The organism is Dehalococcoidia bacterium, from assembly GCA_030648205.1.
In the GTDB taxonomy this organism is placed as follows: domain Bacteria; phylum Chloroflexota; class Dehalococcoidia; order JAUSIH01; family JAUSIH01; genus JAUSIH01.
In genome coordinates, this window is sequence record JAUSIH010000042.1 from 13,747 (window position 1) to 31,033 (window position 17,287).

16 protein-coding genes and 1 rRNA gene are annotated in these 17,287 nt (G+C 64.9%); 15 read left to right on the forward strand and 2 right to left on the reverse strand.

All coding sequences use genetic code 11. The annotated features are described in order from the left end of the window. Positions 1 to 194: 194 nt before the first annotated feature. The 15 genes from Q7T26_05010 to Q7T26_05080 all read left to right on the forward strand — a co-directional run bounded on the left by Q7T26_05010 (position 195) and on the right by Q7T26_05080 (position 15,135). Complete coding sequence (locus Q7T26_05010; protein MDO8531516.1) at positions 195 to 1,505, forward strand: glycosyltransferase family 39 protein; 1,311 nt, start codon at positions 195 to 197, stop codon at positions 1,503 to 1,505. Between the two features lie 137 nt (positions 1,506 to 1,642). After that, positions 1,643 to 2,221: a bifunctional nuclease family protein gene (locus Q7T26_05015; protein MDO8531517.1), complete on the forward strand. Its 579-nt coding sequence runs from the start codon at positions 1,643 to 1,645 to the stop codon at positions 2,219 to 2,221. A gap of 40 nt (positions 2,222 to 2,261) precedes the next feature. Further along, on the forward strand, positions 2,262 to 2,564 hold the full coding sequence (locus Q7T26_05020; GenBank protein MDO8531518.1) for a hypothetical protein: 303 nt from the start codon (positions 2,262 to 2,264) through the stop codon (positions 2,562 to 2,564). A gap of 584 nt (positions 2,565 to 3,148) precedes the next feature. Next, positions 3,149 to 3,682 (forward strand): DUF177 domain-containing protein, encoded by a 534-nt coding sequence (locus Q7T26_05025; GenBank protein ID MDO8531519.1) that lies wholly within the window; start codon positions 3,149 to 3,151, stop codon positions 3,680 to 3,682. A gap of 15 nt (positions 3,683 to 3,697) precedes the next feature. Further along, positions 3,698 to 3,895, forward strand: a complete 198-nt coding sequence (gene rpmF, locus Q7T26_05030) for a 50S ribosomal protein L32 (protein MDO8531520.1) — start codon at positions 3,698 to 3,700, stop codon at positions 3,893 to 3,895. 75 nt (positions 3,896 to 3,970) lie between these two features. Then, the gene (fabD, locus tag Q7T26_05035; GenBank protein ID MDO8531521.1) at positions 3,971 to 4,894 is read left to right on the forward strand and encodes an ACP S-malonyltransferase; all 924 of its coding nucleotides are present in this window, start codon (positions 3,971 to 3,973) and stop codon (positions 4,892 to 4,894) included. A gap of 14 nt (positions 4,895 to 4,908) precedes the next feature. Continuing rightward, complete coding sequence (gene fabG, locus Q7T26_05040; GenBank protein ID MDO8531522.1) at positions 4,909 to 5,661, forward strand: 3-oxoacyl-[acyl-carrier-protein] reductase; 753 nt, start codon at positions 4,909 to 4,911, stop codon at positions 5,659 to 5,661. 10 nt (positions 5,662 to 5,671) lie between these two features. After that, a complete protein-coding gene (nusB, locus tag Q7T26_05045) occupies positions 5,672 to 6,100 on the forward strand; it encodes a transcription antitermination factor NusB (protein ID MDO8531523.1) in 429 nt (142 codons plus the stop codon). 116 nt (positions 6,101 to 6,216) lie between these two features. After that, the gene (acpP, locus tag Q7T26_05050) at positions 6,217 to 6,483 is read left to right on the forward strand and encodes an acyl carrier protein (GenBank protein MDO8531524.1); all 267 of its coding nucleotides are present in this window, start codon (positions 6,217 to 6,219) and stop codon (positions 6,481 to 6,483) included. Positions 6,484 to 6,720: 237 nt separating this feature from the next. Beyond that, complete coding sequence (locus tag Q7T26_05055; protein MDO8531525.1) at positions 6,721 to 7,548, forward strand: sulfite exporter TauE/SafE family protein; 828 nt, start codon at positions 6,721 to 6,723, stop codon at positions 7,546 to 7,548. Positions 7,549 to 7,763: 215 nt separating this feature from the next. After that, entirely contained in the window at positions 7,764 to 8,402 is a 639-nt protein-coding gene (locus Q7T26_05060; protein ID MDO8531526.1) for a uracil-DNA glycosylase, read from the forward strand. Between the two features lie 71 nt (positions 8,403 to 8,473). Next, positions 8,474 to 10,123: a ribonuclease J gene (locus Q7T26_05065; GenBank protein MDO8531527.1), complete on the forward strand. Its 1,650-nt coding sequence runs from the start codon at positions 8,474 to 8,476 to the stop codon at positions 10,121 to 10,123. A gap of 61 nt (positions 10,124 to 10,184) precedes the next feature. Beyond that, the gene (locus Q7T26_05070; GenBank protein ID MDO8531528.1) at positions 10,185 to 12,584 is read left to right on the forward strand and encodes a DNA translocase FtsK 4TM domain-containing protein; all 2,400 of its coding nucleotides are present in this window, start codon (positions 10,185 to 10,187) and stop codon (positions 12,582 to 12,584) included. A 103-nt stretch (positions 12,585 to 12,687) separates the two neighbouring features. Then, on the forward strand, positions 12,688 to 14,574 hold the full coding sequence (locus Q7T26_05075; protein ID MDO8531529.1) for an acetyl-CoA carboxylase carboxyltransferase subunit alpha/beta: 1,887 nt from the start codon (positions 12,688 to 12,690) through the stop codon (positions 14,572 to 14,574). Positions 14,575 to 14,646: 72 nt separating this feature from the next. Next, positions 14,647 to 15,135, forward strand: coding sequence for a hypothetical protein (locus Q7T26_05080; GenBank protein MDO8531530.1), 489 nt, complete (start codon positions 14,647 to 14,649; stop codon positions 15,133 to 15,135). Between the two features lie 218 nt (positions 15,136 to 15,353). Here the strand turns inward: Q7T26_05080 and Q7T26_05085 are convergent, their stop codons facing one another. Next, positions 15,354 to 16,079: a hypothetical protein gene (locus tag Q7T26_05085; GenBank protein ID MDO8531531.1), complete on the reverse strand. Its 726-nt coding sequence runs from the start codon at positions 16,077 to 16,079 to the stop codon at positions 15,354 to 15,356. Positions 16,080 to 16,314: 235 nt separating this feature from the next. After that, positions 16,315 to 17,287, reverse strand: a 16S ribosomal RNA gene (locus Q7T26_05090); the annotation flags it as partial.

The window sequence follows — 17,287 nt, forward strand, 5'->3', positions numbered from 1 at the left end:
GGAGCCACGTGGCCAAGCACCCCGCGGAGGCCCCGCCTTGACGTAGGGAAGCCCTGTTCCTATACTCCGCTTCGGAGACGCACCGTACGCGCGCGCTGCGGCGGCGCGTCTCATGCCCGTCACCGCTTCCGTCGCGCGCCGCTCGGAGGCATGCCGCGGAGGACACGCCGGTAGTCGCCAGGAGATTGGACTGAGTGGGTAGTCGGCTTCTCGCGCTGGTCAAACAGGGGTGGCGCCGTTTCGCCGAGTGGCACGCCAACCTCGGCGCCGTCCTGCTGCTCGCGAATGTCATCATGCTCTCCCTGTTCGTCTTCATTACGGCCACGGGGCGCGACGTTTACGTGGACCAGGGGACGGACTTCGAGGAGTACTGGGGCACGGCCACGCGCCTGCTCGACAACGGAGTGTACGGGAACGCCTTTGAAAGCCCCACGCGGATGCGTCAGCCTTTCTACTCCTACTTTCTGGCGGGCCTGCGGGCCATTCAGGGGGACAACTTCAACGTCCTGCGCCTCTCCCAGATAGTCGTTGTCCTGGCGGGCATTCTCGTGGCCTACTATCTGGCCAGGTCTCTGTGGGACACGCGCGCGGCCCTGGCTGGCGCACTGCTTCTGGCCGTGCACCCCGTGTTGCTCTTCAATGCGGTGACGATGACGAACGAGCCGCATTTCATCCTGTTCCTGTTGCTCAGCCTCCTGTGTCTTGTGGCTGTTACGCGGAGGCCATCCGTGCTGCTGACTCTGCTGGCCGGAGCGCTCCTGGGCGCGGCGGCGCTCACCCAGCCTGTCGCATTCCCTCTCCCATTCGTCATTGGCTTGCTGTGGATGCTGCCGATTGGCCTCCTGCCCCTGTCCTGGCCCCGACGCACGTTGCACGGCGTCCTCCTGGTGGGCGCTGTCCTGCTGGTGATGCTTCCCTGGGCGATGCGGAACTATCAGGACATGGGCGTCTTCACGTTCGTTTCCAGCGAACGCGGGGCCAGCCTGTGGTCGGCGGCGCAACCGGGCTGGCGCTGGGGGTATGCCGACCAGCTTGTTGACCCCGCCAATGCAGCGGAGTTTAACGGGATTCGCGGGGGCGACTCGTTCCTGACCGGGCGCTACTTCCTCGGCCAGGCTGCGGAGGCGGCGTTCACGCAGGCGGCCATCCGGCACGTTCTCGCCGACCCGCTGGTCTGGGCCGCGAAGAATGCGGTCAAGCTCGTCCTGGACCTGCTGCTCCTGCCCGGCTTCGGCGCGTGGTTCGGTCCTCTCTGGCTTGCGGCGCAGGCGGGCCACCTGGCTGTGCTGGCGCTGGCGGGCTGGGGCGTCTCCAGGATTCGCCTCCTGGGTGACGAGCATCTTCTGGTCTTCCTGGTGGCCCTCTATTTCATGCTCGCCCTGTTCCCGCTCTCCATCACTCCCCAGAGCTTCGCGCCGACCGTCGTCATCCTGGCCCTTTTCGCCGGGTATGCATTGAGCCGCCTCCTGTCGCCCGCCCGCGAGCGGGACTCCACGGGCACGTGAGCGGCGCATGGCGGATGGCGCTCTTCGCGCCCGCCTCCGAAGCGCCGACGCATGAAGGTGAACGTGTTGCTCTGGCCGTGGACGGTGGGGTAGAATAAGCATCTGAGAAGTGTTGGGAGCGCAGGAGGCCCGGGCCTATGATGGAAATGACTATTGACAGCATCCGCGTCAGCTTGATGAACTACCAGCGGGTGGTCATCCTGAAGGAGAAGAACGCCGACCGCTATCTGCCCATCTGGATTGGCCCGGCGGAGGCGGATGCTATCGCCATCAAGCTCCAGGATGTTTCCGTCCCGCGGCCCCTGACCCATGACCTCCTCCGACTGGTCATCACGACGCTCGGCGCCTCGGTGGACTCCATCATCGTCTGCGACCTTCAGAGCGACACTTTCTTCGCCAAGGTCATCCTGCAGGTGGACGGCAAGAAGGTGGAGATAGACGCGCGCCCGAGCGACGCCATTGCCCTGGCGGTCCGCACCAAGGTCCCCATCTACGCCGAGAACCACGTCCTGGACAAGGCGGGCATCGTGCTGGACAAGGAGACCGGTGAGCCAGTCTCTCAGACACAGCCGCAGGCCCTGGCCGGGGAGCCCGGCGCGCCCAGCACGCCGAAGAAGGTGGACGAGGAAGAAGTGCGGCGCATGTCCGCCTTCAAGGAATTCATTGACACCCTGGACCTGGAAGACTTCGGCAAGGGCGGCAGCAAGGCCTCCTAGGCTTGGGTGCCGCATGGACGAAGGCTTCTTCAAGAGGGTGATGTCTCAGGTATCCTGCGCCTCGTGCGGGCGGCGTTATGAAGCGGACGACGTCCATGTTCTGGGACATGAGGAACAAACCTGGTTCCTGCGCCTCGTCTGCGGCGGCTGTCGGAACACCGGGCTTGTCGCCGCGGTCGTCAACGACGAGGGGAAGCCGCCGGAGATCGTAACCGACCTCTCCGCAAAAGAGCTGGCCCGGCTGCGGGAGCTCACCCCCGTCAGCAGCGACGACGTTCAGGACGTCCGCAAGGCGCTGGACGATTTTCGGGGCGACATCTCCAAGCTCTTCTCGCCGGAATAGTCGTAGCGCTTGGCGCACCAGGCCCAGATCGAGATTCCGTGTTCTGGTGGCGCGGTCGGCCCGGCCCGGTTTCCCCGGCGCCCCCCCGTGTTCTCTCACAGCTTAAGGCACAGGTGTTGCCGATAACAGGCGCTTGCGCATTATGGAAAAGGATAGCTCTCACAGTCCTTCCGCGGAAGGACGTCGGAGCTTCAGAGCCTGCCCTGAGATGGTTGAATGAGGTGTCCCCCCCCTGAGTTTTCTCTCATGTCCCCTGCGTCTTATGAGGGGGGACCGTGGTGATGAGGTCATCCGCTCCGCACCGACCACAGCAGGTTGTCGCCCTGTGCAAAATGGTGTGAGGGCACACGGTAGTGTATCAGTTAGGTCGTCGTCATTCCGGCTTTCGCCGGAATCCATCAGAGCGTCTCCCCCACGCACGTCTCTGGACACCGGCCTTCGCCGGTGTGACGGGTAGAGTCCCATTCCCTACCACGGCAAACTGATACAGTACCGGGCACACGGCCAACTTGACTTTTGAAGCCAATCGTGCATATAATCTCCCGATTATGCTTTCCGGAACATGCCTTGATCAGGCTTTGGCAATGCAGTTCAACGTAGCCCAACAGTTGAAGGGGCCCATAGGTTCCGTCCGGCAGGTTGTGGTGGACGACGCCTTCCCCGCCGGCCAGGGCTCGGGCGCCGAGCGCGTGGTGGGCGCGTTGACGTTCCTGCGGACCGATCGAAGCATTCTGGTGACGGGTCACCTGGAGACGGAGACCAGCGCCACGTGCGGTCGCTGTCTGGCGGGATGCCGGCAGTCGGCTGCGTTTGATATTGAGGAGGAGTTCTTTCCCACCGTGGACGTTACGACGGGGATACGTCTGCCCCTTCCGGAAGAGGACGCCTTCACCATTGACGAACACCACATCCTGGACATCCAGGAGGCTGTGCGACAGTACATCCTTCTAAGCCTCCCCATGAAGCCCCTCTGCAAGAGCGATTGCCGCGGCCTCTGCACCCGCTGCGGAGCCAACCTGAACGAGCGTCCGTGCGACTGCGCCGAGCCGCGCGACGCCCGCTGGGCGCCCCTGAAGAAGCTCCTGGCCCAGTCCCGTTCGTCCGGTTCCCAGAACTAGTTAGAAGGAGCCCTCATGACACCTCTGCCTAAACGAAGATTTTCGCACGCCCGGCACGGCAACAGGACGAGCCACCAGGCGCTGCATCTCAAGTCCCTGGCCCCGTGCCCCCAGTGCAAGACACCCCGCATGCCACACCGGGTGTGCCCCGTGTGCGGCACCTACAACGGCAAGGAGGTAGTCGCCGTCAAGAGCAAGAAAGCGGCCGCCTAACGGATAGCATCAGCCTGACGGAGCGTTCTCTGGACGCGCCCCTCAGGCTTTATACTTTATGGGGGTGGTAACTGGATGGGAAACATAGCACTTCTCTTTCCTGGTCAGGGTTCCCAGGCCGTGGGCATGGGCCGCACTCTCTTCGAGAGCTCAGCCGAGGCCCGCGCAATCTTCGAGGAGGCGGACAGCACGCTGGGTTGGAAGCTGTCCCGTCTGTGTTTTGAGGGTCCGGAGGACGAGCTCCGCCAGACCGTGAACGCCCAGCCCGCCATCATGACCGTCAGCGTGGCCTGCATGCGGTCAGCGCAGGGCGAGGGCCTTGTGGACATGTCCAAGCCCCTCTTTGTCGCGGGGCACAGCCTGGGCGAGTACACTGCCCTGGTTGCCGCGGGCGCGCTCACCTTCGCTGAGGCCGTCCGCCTCGTCCGCGAGCGGGGACGCCTGATGCAGTACGCCTCCACCGTTCGGCCGGGCGGCATGGCCGCCGTCCTGGGGCTGGACGAGGTGGCCCTTGAAGAAGTCTGCCAGCAAGCTGACGCGCAGATCGCCAACATCAACTCCCCGGAGCAGATAGTCATCAGCGGCTCCCGCGAAGGCATCGCCCGGGCCATGGACATGGCCAAGGCGCGCGGCGCGCGCCGCGTGATCCCGCTCGAAGTGAGCGGCGCCTTTCACTCCCTTCTGATGTGGCCGGCCGCGCAGGGCATAGCCAAGGCCGTGGCCGAGCTTCGTTTCGCCCCCGCGGCGGTCCCCGTGGTAGCCAACTGCACGGGGCACCCCATCACCACGGTGAACGAAATCAAGGCGGAACTCGTCAAGCAGATGTGCAATGCCGTCCACTGGGCGCGCTCGATGGAGTATATGCTGAGCGCGGGCGCCGACACCTTCGTCGAGATCGGCCCCGGACGGGTCCTGTCCGGCCTGGCCAAGCGGTTTAGCAAGGATATTACGACTATCAACATCGACGGGTCCCCCGCTGGCGTCGGGTCCCGCGCCTAGAGTCCGTCCCAATCATGACCGCCAGCCTCTCCGGGAAGGTCGCCCTGGTCACTGGCAGTGGCCGAGGCATCGGCCGAGCGATCGCTCTGGTCCTCGCGGAGAGGGGAGCTAGCCTTGTCCTGAACGACGTGGGCGACCCTGCCCCCGTCCAGTCCGTCGCCGCCGAAGTCCGCGCCAAGGGAGGAAAGGCCTCCATCGCCCTGGCTGACATCAGCGCGCCCGACCAGGTCATCAAGATGGTGGAGACGGCTGTCCAGGAGCTTGGACAGGTGTCCATACTGGTGAACAACGCGGGCATCACGCGGGACAAGCTCCTGCTCCGCATGTCCGACGACGACTGGGACAAGGTGCTCTCCATCAACCTGACGGGCGCCTTCCTTTGCACACGCGCCGTCCTGAGCGGCATGTTGCGGGCGCGATGGGGGCGTATCATTAACATTGCGAGCGTAGTGGGCAGGACCGGAAACGCCGGCCAGGCCAACTACAGCGCGGCCAAGGCGGGGCTTATCGCCCTGACCAAGACCACGGCCCAGGAGGTTGGGTCTCGTGGAGTCACCTGCAACGCCATCGCACCCGGCTATGTGGAGACCGCCATGACCATCAGCCTGCCGGAGAGCGTCCGCCAGGAGTTCCTCAAGAGGATTCCTCTGGGCAGACCCGCTCAGCCAGAGGAAGTCGCCAAGGCGGCCGCCTTCCTCGCCTCCGAAGACGCCAGCTACGTCACCGGCCACGTGCTGCACGTGGACGGCGGCATGGTCATGTACTAGGTGGTGGGCCATGCGCAATTCCCGGCGGAAGGCCCGCGTCCTCGCGTTCCAGGTCCTCTTCGAGGTGGACTGCACGCGCCACGATGTGGAGAGCGTTCTTCAACACGTCCTGGAGGATGCCAAGATGGAGCCACTCTTGGAGGAGTTCGCCCAGAGGCTCGCGCGAGGCGTCCGGGCGCGCCAGCGGGAGATCGACGGGATAATCCAGAGGTTAGCTCCCGCCTGGCCAGTGGGGCAACTGGCCCCGGTGGACAGAAACATCCTGCGGGTTGCCCTATTTGAGATTTTGTTCGATAATGAGACGCCGCCCAAGGCTGCAATCAACGAAGCAGTGGAGATTGCGAAGCTCTTTGGCGGTGAGGCCTCTCCCAAATTTGTGAACGGCGTGCTGGGCAGCCTGATGGCGGAGCGGGAGAAAGCGACCCTCGTCTCCGCGTAGACAGGCAAGCCAATGGCGCCGAAGGATAGGCTGGGTCACGCAGTAACACCAGACAACTCTCGCATGACGAGGCCGGACATGGCCCGGCCAAACGCTCGCGGAAAGGAGGGTGGACCTTGCCGAAGGAAGGCAAAGTTTTCGACCGGGTCAAGAAGATCGTCGTTGACCAGTTGGGGGTGGAGGAAGGTCAGGTCAAGCTGGAGGCTTCCTTTGTTGACGACCTGAACGCGGACTCCCTGGACCTTGTGGAGCTGATCATGGCCTTGGAGGAAGAGTTCAGCGACGGCAGCAAGAAACTGGAGATATCCGACGAGGACGCGGAGAAGATCCGCACCGTCCAGAACGCAGTCGAATTTATCAAGAACAAGACCGGGCAGGAGTAAGCGTGGCGCCGGCGGGAAGCCGCGCGGATTCCGCGACCGCTTATGAAGGACTTATCGAGGTGCGTACCCTGAGGGCGCACCTCGATTTATTTGCGCCCTGGCCGCGCCGCGACCTGTTAGCCTGGTGACGAAGGTGCGCCGCAATGGCCTCGCTGGTCGGCTGGAGCCTGGGGACCGCACAACGGGTGCGCTTCTTTATCTTCGTATATTCGGGCCTTAGGGTGTAGCGCCTTGGACATCCTGCAGGCAGGCTTCCTCGTGGTGCTCGGGATAGTCGTGGGCACGTACGGGACGCTCATAGGAGCTGGCGGCGGCTTTCTCCTGGTGCCCGTGCTCCTCTTCATGTACCCGCATGAGAAGCCAGCGACCGTGACCACCATCTCCCTGGCGGTGGTCTTCTTCAACGCTCTGTCCGGCTCCTTTGCGTACGGGCGCATGCGGCGCATAGACTACAAGTCGGGGGCGCTGTTCGCCATCGCCACCGTGCCCGGCGCGGTGCTGGGGGCGCTGGCCATCTCGCTGGTGTCCCGCGGCCTGTTCAGCGTGGTCTTCGGCGTGGTGCTCGTCGTCATATCGGCGCTGTCGTTCATGAGCGTACGCGCGAGGGCGTCGCCGGACCGGCCGGCCAGCGTCTTCTGGAAGATACGCACTCTAGTAGATCAGTTCGGCCAGCGCCACGCGTACGCGTTCGACCTGCGCATCGGCCTGGCGCTGAGCTTCGTGGTCGGTTTCCTGTCCAGCCTCCTGGGTATAGGCGGCGGCATCATCCACGTGCCCGCGCTTGTCAACCTGCTCCATTTCCCGGTCCACATCGCCACCGCCACGTCTCAATTCGTCCTGGTAGTCACCTCCTTCGCTGGCTCCGCCGTCCACGTGGCCTCCGGCGAACTGGCCCCGGGAACGGGGCTCGTGCGCGTCCTGCTCCTGGCGGCGGGAGTGCTGCCTGGGGCGCAGATAGGCGCACGGCTGGCGGCGCACGTGCGAGGCACGTGGATTATACGGCTGCTGGCGCTGGCGCTGACCCTGGTGGGCCTGCGCCTGATCGCCCTGGGGCTGGTCGGATAGCGCCTTCATTGACGGGGTCTTAGACCTTTGCTAAGATGAACCACGACGAGGCTGTACGTGAACCGATGGGAAAACCGGAACATGCAGGATGCCAGAAGCGTTCCGCTGCACGGTACAATAGGCGGGGGGCGGTGTATTGCGCCCCCGCATGGCGCTTTTACGACAGTCCTCCGGCGCTGCGACAGATTCGGTAGCTGTCGCATGAGGTCATAGCTATGGCGGAAGCACAACCTGCCCAAGCGGCCCTGGACGTCCTGCACAGGGAGTGCTCCGCGTGCACCGCCTGCGGCCTCGCCAAGGGCCGGACGCACGTGGTGCCCGGGGAGGGACCCGCGCGCGCTCAGGTGCTGTTCATCGGCGAGGGGCCGGGCTATCACGAGGACCAGCAGGCCCGTCCGTTCGTCGGCGCCGCCGGACAGCTCCTGACGCAACTCATTGAGATAGCGGGGCTGAAGCGCAGCGATGTCTATATCACCAACGTGGTGAAGTGCCGTCCTCCCAACAACCGGGAGCCTCTGCCCGGCGAGATAGAGGCGTGCCGGAAGTGGCTGGACAGCCAGATTGAGGTCATCCGGCCACGCGTTATCGTCACGCTGGGGCGGTTCTCCCTGGCGCGCTTCATTCCCAGCGAGTCCATATCCAAGATTCACGGCACGCCCCGCCGGTACGGCGGCGTCTACATACTTCCCATGCTGCATCCCGCCGCAGCCCTCTACCGGCAGAGCCTGCGCAAGACCCTGGAAGAGGACTTCAAGAAGCTCCCATCCCTTCTGGCCCAAGCCCAGGCGGACGGGGCCGCGCCCGCCGCGCCGACCAAGCCGCCGGAGGAGCCGCGTCAGATCGGCATGTTCTAGGCGCACTGAGATTTTTTGAAAAGAAACAACCCCACAGCGAAGAGATTCCGTGGGGCCGAGGTGAAGAAACAATGGCAGGAGACAAGCTACGCGTCATTCCCCTGGGTGGTCTGGGGGAGATCGGCATGAACATGATGGCGCTGGAGTATGGCGACGACATCGTTGTCATAGACTGCGGCGTCATGTTCCCCGATGCGGACATGCAGGGCGTGGACCTGGTAATCCCGGACATGACCTACCTGCTGGAGAACAAGGAGAAGGTCAGGGCTGTGCTGATTACTCACGGCCATGAAGACCACACGGGCGCTTTGCCGTGGCTCCTGCGCCGGTTGAACGTCCCCGTTTATGCTCCCCGTCTTGCCCACGGCCTTATAGAGGTCAAGCTTAAGGAATATCGCCTCCAAAGGGATGCCCAGCTCCACGTGGCGAAGCCCGGCGTGCCCCTTGAGTTGGGGGCCTTCGCCGTGGAGTGGTACCGCGTGTGCCACAGCATCCCGGATTCAATGGGCCTGATCATCCGCACGCCCGTGGGCACGGTGGTCCACAGCGGCGACTACAAGATTGACCACACGCCCGTGGACGGCAAGCCCACGGACTTCGGCAGGCTGGCCCAAGTGGGAAACGAAGGCGTGTTGCTTTTCATGTCGGACTCCACCTATGCGGAGGTCCCCGGCTACACCCCCTCCGAGCAGGTGGTCTCGGAGACGCTTGAGCAGGTCATCGCCAAAGCGCCGGGACGGGTCATCATCGCCACCTTCGCGTCGCTCATCTCGCGCATCCAGCAGGTCATCAACGGCGCCGCCGCGCACGACCGGCGTGTCTGCGTCCTGGGACGCAGCATGGAGAACAACGTGCAGATGGCGCTCAAGATGGGCTATCTGGCGGCCCCCACGGGCCTTCTGGTCAAGGTCCATGAGGCCAAGGCCCTGCCGCCGCACAAGGTGGTCTTCGTCGCCACGGGAACCCAGGGCGAGCCGTCGTCCGTGCTCGTGCGCGTCGCCCATCAGGACCATCGGGACCTGTCCATCATCCCGGGCGACACGGTCGTCTTCTCCGCGTCCGCTATCCCCGGCAACGAGACCGTCATCTCCAAGACCATAGACGACCTCTTCCGGCTCGGCGCCAATGTTCTGTACGACAGGATCGCCCGAGTCCACGTGCATGGGCACGCAAGCCAGGAAGAGCAGAAAATGATGATCAGCCTGCTAAGGCCTCGGTTCTTTCTCCCCGTCCACGGCGAGTACCGGCACATGGTCATCCACTCCCGGCTCGCTCAGACCATGGGCATTCCGCCCGCGCACACCTTCGTTCTGGAGGATGGGGATGTGCTGGAACTGAACTCCCAGCGGGGCGATGTCGTGGGCAGGGTGCCGAGCGGCCCCACCTACGTGGACGGCCTGCGCCTGTGGGGCATGGACAGCGCCGTGCTGCGCGATCGTCGCCTTCTCTCCCGCGACGGGTTCGTGGTCGTCATGGTGGCGGTGGACAAGCGCACCGGACGCGCGGCGGGCAGGCCGGATGTGGTCTCCGCGGGCTTCGTGGAGGAGCCGGACCTTCTGGAAGAGAGCCGTCAGCTTGTCCTCAAGACCCTGGGCCAGGGAAGCGAGCGCCCCACGGAATGGAGCTACGTCAACACAAAGCTGAAGGACGTCCTGGGACGTTTCTTCTACGAGCGAACGAAGCGCCGGCCAATGATCGTGCCGGTGACTTTTGAAGTGTAGGGGATGGAGGGCGCGTCCGGCGCTCGCAGGCTGTCGCCGGATTGCCAGGGGGTAATGCTCTATGGTTGACCGGTTCCGCGCCTTCGCCGCAACGCGTCTGGGGCGGCGCCTGCTCCTGTTCCTGGCGGCGCTGCTCCTGCTGCTCGTCTTCGCGGAGGCCGCACTGGACCTGCTGCGGACGGTCGTTGAAGCCCTGTTCCAGTTCTTCGGCCTTGGCGTCTTCATCTTCAACGTGATTGCTATCATCGTGGCGTGGAAGATCGCCGCGCACGGGATAAAGCCGTTGGCGCAGCACTGGAACCGCTGGGCGGGCGCCGTCGCCTTCACCCTCGCTTTCCTGGGACTGCTCGCGTACGCCTCCGGCGAAGGGACGGTCTTCGCGCCCGCTCCCCCGGGCGGATATCTGGGCCTGGCGGTGCGCGGGCCGCAGCCGATTCTGGGGATGGTGCGCGTCCTGGCGATGGTCTTCATTGGCCTGCTCCTGGTGGCCCCGCATACCACGTGGCGCTTGACCAAGCTTGTCCTGGGACGCTTGCGGACGGAGCTTGTAGCCCTCGGTCAGGTCATCGGCGACGTCCTGGCCGCAATAGCCCGGAGGACCTGGCGGCTGGCACGCGATCTGGTGACCCGCACGCCCGCGCCTGCCCGGATCACGCCAGCCGAGCCCGCCCCTGCCGCTGTTCCGACCCCGGCCATCAAGGACGAAGCGCCGGAGGAGGACGCGCGGTCCGCTCCTCCGGCGCCGCGAGCGCGCGCCGCCAGGGCCGCGCCTCCGCCTCAAGCTCCCACGCCCGCTCCGGCGCTGGCGCTGGCGAGTTCAACCATCGTCAAGAGCAAAGACCTCACCGCGCCCACGCCGGGCTTTGGCCGCTGGCGCCTCCCCGCGCTTGACCTGCTGGAGCGTAGCAACGAGGCGCAGGCCAACCAGGAGGAGCAGCAACGCTTGGCCCGCCTGATTGAGGAGTCCATGGCCAGCTACAACATCGAGGCCAAGGTGGTCCAGATTAACCCTGGCCCCACCGTGACCCAGTTCGGTGTTGAGCCAGGCTGGGTGCGCAAGTTCGTCAAAGTCCAGGAGAGGGACAAGGACGGCCGGCCCAGGCTGGACCGGAGCGGCCAGCCCATCTTCCGGAACGACGAGGTCTCCCGGACGCGGGTCAAGGTGGAAAGCATCACGGCGCTGGACAAGAACCTGGCCCTCGCCCTGGCCGCGCCCAGCATTCGCATAGAGGCGCCCGTGCCCGGCAAGTCCATTGTCGGCATCGAGGTGCCCAATCCCAAGATGTCCCCCGTGTCTCTGCGCGTTCTCATCGAAAGTGCGGCCTTCCAGAAGATGAAGCAGAAGACAACTCTGCCAATCGCCCTGGGCAAGGGCGCCGGCGGAGAGCCGTTGGTGACGGACTTGACCAAGATGCCCCACTGCCTGGTGGCGGGCGCCACCGGAAGCGGCAAGAGCGTCTTCCTGCACGCCATTATCACCTGCCTCCTGATGCACACGACGCCCGAGGAGCTGCGCATGGTGCTGGTTGACCCCAAACGCGTGGAGATGATGGCCTACAGGGGCGTGCCGCACCTGGTGACTCCCGTGCTGGTGGAGCCCGACAAGGTAGTGCCGTATCTGAAGTGGGCGACCGTGGAGATGGAGAACCGCTACAAGAAGCTGGAGAAATCATCGGCGCGCAACATCGAGTCGTACAATCAGGGGACGCACGGCGAGAAGATGCCCTATCTGGTCATCGTCATTGACGAGCTGGCCGACCTGATGATGACGGCGCCGGGGGACGTGGAGTTCTACCTGTGCCGGCTGGCGCAGAAGGGCCGTGCGGTAGGCATTCACCTGATAGTCGCCACACAGCGGCCGTCGGTCAAAGTGGTGACGGGCCAGATCAAGGCGAACTTCCCCACACGCGTGAGCTTCAACGTCACATCCATGGTGGACTCCGCCGTCATCCTGGACACGGTGGGCGCGGAGAAGCTCCTGGGCCGCGGCGATATGCTCTATCTGCCATCCGACGCCCCCATGCCGCGGCGTCTGCAGGGACCCTACCTGTCCGAGCAGGAGGTGGACAAGGTGGTGGGCCACTGGAGGGCGCAGCGGGGGGCGGCGCCGGTCCCGGAGCTGGTGGTGGAGGACGAGGAGCAGCACGGCGCGGATGGTGAGGCGCACGGCGCGGCTGACCCCCTCTTCGAGAAGGCGAAAGGCCTGGCCTCGCAGCACTCGCGCATCTCCACGTCCATGCTGCAGCGCAAGATGGGCATTGGCTATCCGCGGGCCGCCCGTCTCATGGACCAGCTTGAGGAGAAAGGCATTGTGGCCGCGGGGGAGTCGGGTAAGTCCCGCGAGGTGTTCAGCGGCAAAGATGCGTCTGACGTTTTCGAGGACACGGGCGAACAAGCGCAGGTCCTCCCTCCGCTGGCTCCGACGACGGAGGATACGAAAGTCCAGGGCCGACAGGCCTAACCCAGGCGCGCGGCTATCGTTACTGTTTGCGTAGAGACCCTAGCGCGCCGGGCCGGTATGTTGCATACTAGTTGTTGAAGCCAGAAACGGCCCGGTGTAATCCGTGACCTTCCCAGCGGAAGGGAACAGGGGTGCTCACCTGAAGAACTTGGCGGACCTGCTCAGCTTCATCATTGAGCACGAGGAAGAGAACGGCAAGGAGTCGGACGAGCTCTGCGTCTCCTGCCAGACCGCCCTCGCCGCTTCTGATGTGTACCTCCGCTACCGCGTCTGCCCCAAGTGCGGCTTTCACTACAGCCTGGGCGCGCGGGAGCGAATTACCCTGCTCGCGGACAAGGGGACGTTCCAGGAGATGGACTCCCACCAGGTCTCCACTGACCCCATCGCATTCTCAGGGGAATCCGCGTCCCCCTACACCAGGGACGTGAGCCAGGCGCAGAAGCGCACCGGCCTCAGCGAGGCGGTGGTCACGGGCACGTGCCGCATCGGCGGGGCGCGCGCCGTCGTCTGCGTGCTTGACTTCGGCTTCATGGGCGGCAGCATGGGATGCGTCGTCGGCGAGAAGATGGCCCGCGCCTTCGAGCGGGCGCTGCTGCAACGACTGCCCGTGGTGGCGGTGGTCGCGTCCGGCGGCGCGCGCATGCAGGAGGGCGTGCTCTCCCTGATGCAGATGGCCAAGACGGTGGCCGTGGCCAACCGCATGCACAAGCGCGGGCTGCCGTTTCTCGTGGTCCTGTCCAACCCTTCGACGGGTCAGGTCTACGCCAGCTTCGCCAACCTGGGCGACATCCTCATTGCGGAGCCGGGCGCGCTGATAGGCTTCGCGCCTCTGCGGGTCATGCATGAGGCCACGGGGCGCCCGCTCCCCAGCGGCGCGCATACGGCGGAGGCCCACCTGGAGCGCGGCATGGTGGACATGGTGGTGGAGCGGCCCCGGCTGCAGGAGGTGGTCTCCACTCTTCTGGACCTGTTGGGGACGCGCGCCAGTCTGACGGTGAAGGACGCGCGCGCCCAGGCCAGTCCTGCTCGCACCGAAGAGGACTCGGCGTGGACGCGGGTGCAGTTGGCACGGCACAAGCAGCGGCCCACCAGTGAAGACTACATCCAGTACATATTCACCAAGTTCATCGAGCTGCACGGCGACCGCCTGTACGGCGACGACCCCGCCATCATCTGCGGTCTGGGCTATCTCCAGGGCAAGCCGGTCGTCGTGGTGGGGCACGAGCGCGGCCACGGGCCGGACGGCGTGTCCCAGCGCAGGGGCGGCCGCCCCTATCCGGAGGGCTTCCGGAAGGCGCAGCGCGCCCTGCGACTGGCGGCTAAGTTCCGCCTGCCGGTCGTCTCGCTGGTGGACACGCCCGGCGCCTATCAGGGCCTGGAGGCGGAGGAGCGTGGCATGGGTGGGGCAATCGCCACGACCATGGCGCTCATGACAGACCTGCCCGCGCCCGTTGTGGTCGCCATCATCGGGGAGGGCGGCAGCGAGGGCGCCCTGGCTCTCAGCGTGGCGGACCGCATCCTGATGCTGGAGAACGCCATCCTCGCGCCCGTCTCGCCGGAGGGGGCGGCGGGCCTGCTCTACCGCGACACGGGCAAGGCGGACGTGGCCGCATCGTACTTGAGGCTGACGGCCCAGGACTGCAAGAAGCTGGGGATTGTGGACGCCATTGTCCGCGAGCCGGCGGGCGGCGCGCACCAGCAGCCGGACGAGGCGGCTAAAGCGTTGCAACGCGCGCTGGTGCGGGCGCTGGCGGACCTCCAGGGCAAGTCGACGCTCGTCCTGCGGTCGGCCCGCTACCGCAAGTTCCGCAATATGGGCGAGTACAGCTCCTACTTCCAGGAGGCGATGAACAGGGAGATCCAGGCGCTCCGCACCTTCCTGGCGCACCGCCTCGTGACCCTGCGCGCCCAGATCCGCGAGAGCCAGCAGGCGGCGCAGACCGCCCGCGCGTCCAGGGCGAAGGCCCGCGCCAAGCAAGCGACCTCGTAGAGCACGGGGCGGTATGCTTTCCCTTCGCCGCTTGCCGCTTCCATCCCGCTTGCCGCGCCATCGAGCAGCCCGGTGACGCCCTCCGCGCTGGAAGCGGCGGCCCGTTCCCTCCTGGCGGCCCACCCGGTCCGCGTGATGCGCTGGCGGAAGAGCCTCACCGGCGTGGCGTGGCACGTCGAGAAGAAGGGCGTGTTCGTGGAGACGTGCATTGAGGCGCCGCGACCGCGCACGCCACTCTCGTTCTCCATCTTCGCGCATGAGATAGGGCACCACCTCCAGCACATGGAGCGCGCTTCCTGGCCGAGCCGCATGGAGCAGGAGCACGACGCCTGGGAGCGCGCCTTCGTGCTCATGCGGCAGCACGGCGTCCCCATCACGGAGAAGGTGGAGAAGCGCTTCCATGACTCCATGCGGTACGCGCTGGCGAAGGCGCTCCGGCGGGGGGCGCGGCGCGTGCCGCAGCCTTTCGAGCGCTTTCTGGACGATCCCTACATCCAGAAGCTGCGGGCGCGGGCGGAACGGCGGCGGAACGCACGCGGACGCCGTCCGTGGTGGGCTTAGGCGTCCCGCTCATCCTTCGACAGGCTCGGTGTGAGCAATTCCATTGCCTGTCATTCTTCGCTACGCTCAGAATCCAGGTCTGTCTTCAACCAGCGTAGGCCCTTCGTCCTTCCATTGAAGGACTCAGATGCTGCATTGGTTGTCAGGAACGGGAGCAGCGAAGCGCGGATCGAACGGTTGGCCGGGGATGGTCGAGCGTCAATGCGCCCCAAACGTGATTACGTCAGTATGCCTTTGATTCTGCCCGCCAGTGCCTTCACCTGCTCCGCGTCGCCCTCGGAGGCGGCGGCGTACAGGCCGTTGACGGCGCGCACCAACTCCTGGTGACGTGCTGCGCCCAGCCTTGCCGCCAGGTCCGCCTCCACGGCCCCAAAGTAAACGACAGCCTCGATGGCCTTCTCCCGGCCCACCGCTCTGTCCTGGGAGCCGAACGCAACGGCCTCCATGCCCTCCTCCTTCACCTTCAGAGCGAAGGCGTCAACGAGGGCGGACTTTACGGCTGCTCTGGCTTGGCCTAACTTCTGCCCGTCGCGCGCAGCCTCAGCCATGGCCTCGACCGCGGGGACGGGGCGTTTGTCCCACTTGAACTTGGCGACGAAGAGGGGCCACCAGGCCTGGGCCGCCGCCAGGTCGTCCTTCACCAGCGCGGAGTCCAGGTTGCGGTAGGCGATGGTGAGCAGCGACTTGGAGGCGATCTGCCGCTGCACGCCGAACTCGGGGGCGTCGGCCCGCTCGATGGCCTCGCGCATGGTCTGGAGGCTAAGCGTCACGGACCTGTCCACCTCCGGGCACACGGCGGCGGCGTTGCTCCAGCCCTCGGCGTACAGGCGCTGCGCCCGGTCCAAGGCCACACGGGCGCGAGGCGGGTCGGCGGCGAAGGCGCTTTTGGCCTCGGTCAGGGCCTCGTTGAACTGGTCGTGAGAGCGAGAGTAATCAGCGGACATAATCCCCTCCCCTGTCTGCAAAAGAAAAGACCGGCTGAAGGCCGGTCTTCTGTCTTAACCTCGGAAGAGTGGAAGGAAGGGTTTCGCACCATTTTACAGGTGCTCGACTCGGCGAACCGAGCCGATCGACCTGGGATACAAGGCCAGGGGTCTAGGCCATACGCGCAGTCACCGTCCCACACCTTGGGGCGGAGGTTTGACAGACGCGCATGGCGCTGGCTTCTTGACTCCCTAGAAAGGAGGTGATCCAGCCGCAGCTTCCGCTACAGCTACCTTGTTACGACTTCGTCCCAGTTACCGGTCCCACCCTCGGCCGCTGCCTCCCTTGCGGGTTGGCGTACGGACTTCAGATGTTACAGGCTTCCATGACGTGACGGGCGGTGTGTACAAGGCCCGGGAACGTATTCACCGCAGTATGCTGACCTGCGGTTACTAGCAATTCCGCGTTCATGCAGGCAGGTTTCAGCCTGCAATCCCAACTGGGGCCGGTTTTTTGGGATTGGCTCCGGCTCGCGCCTTGGCATCCCTTTGTACCGGCCATTGTAGCGTGTGTGTAGCCCAGGACGTAAGGGCCATGATGACTTGACGTCATCCGCACCTTCCTCTGCGTTGTGCGCAGCGGTCTCGCTAGATAACCCAACTAGCGACGCGGGTTGCGCTCGTTGCGGGACTTAACCCAACACCTCACGGCACGAGCTGACGACAGCCATGCAGCACCTCGGCAGGCTCCTGACTTGACAGGTCGTCTCCCTTTCAGGTTTCTACTTCCCACCGTTCAAGCCCTGGTAAGGTTCTTCGTTTTGCATCGAATTAAACCACACGCTCCACTGCTTGTGCGGGCCCCCGTCAATTCCTTTGAGTTTTAGCCTTGCGGCCGTAGTTCCCAGGCGGGGTACTTAACGCGTTAGCTCCGGCACGGGAGGGGTCGATACCCCCCATACCTAGTACCCAAAGTTTAGGGCGTGGACTACCCGGGTATCTAATCCGGTTTGCTCCCCACGCTTTTGCGCCTCAGCGTCAGGTAGAGCCCAGGATGCCGCCTTCGCCACTGGTGTTCCTCCCGATATCTACGCATTTCACCACTACACCGGGAATTCTACCTTCCTCTGTTGTCCTCTAGCCTAACAGTATCGAATGATCCCTCCCGGTTAAGCCGGGAAATTTTACACTCGACTTAAAAGGCCGCCTGCGCCCTCTTTACGCCCAAT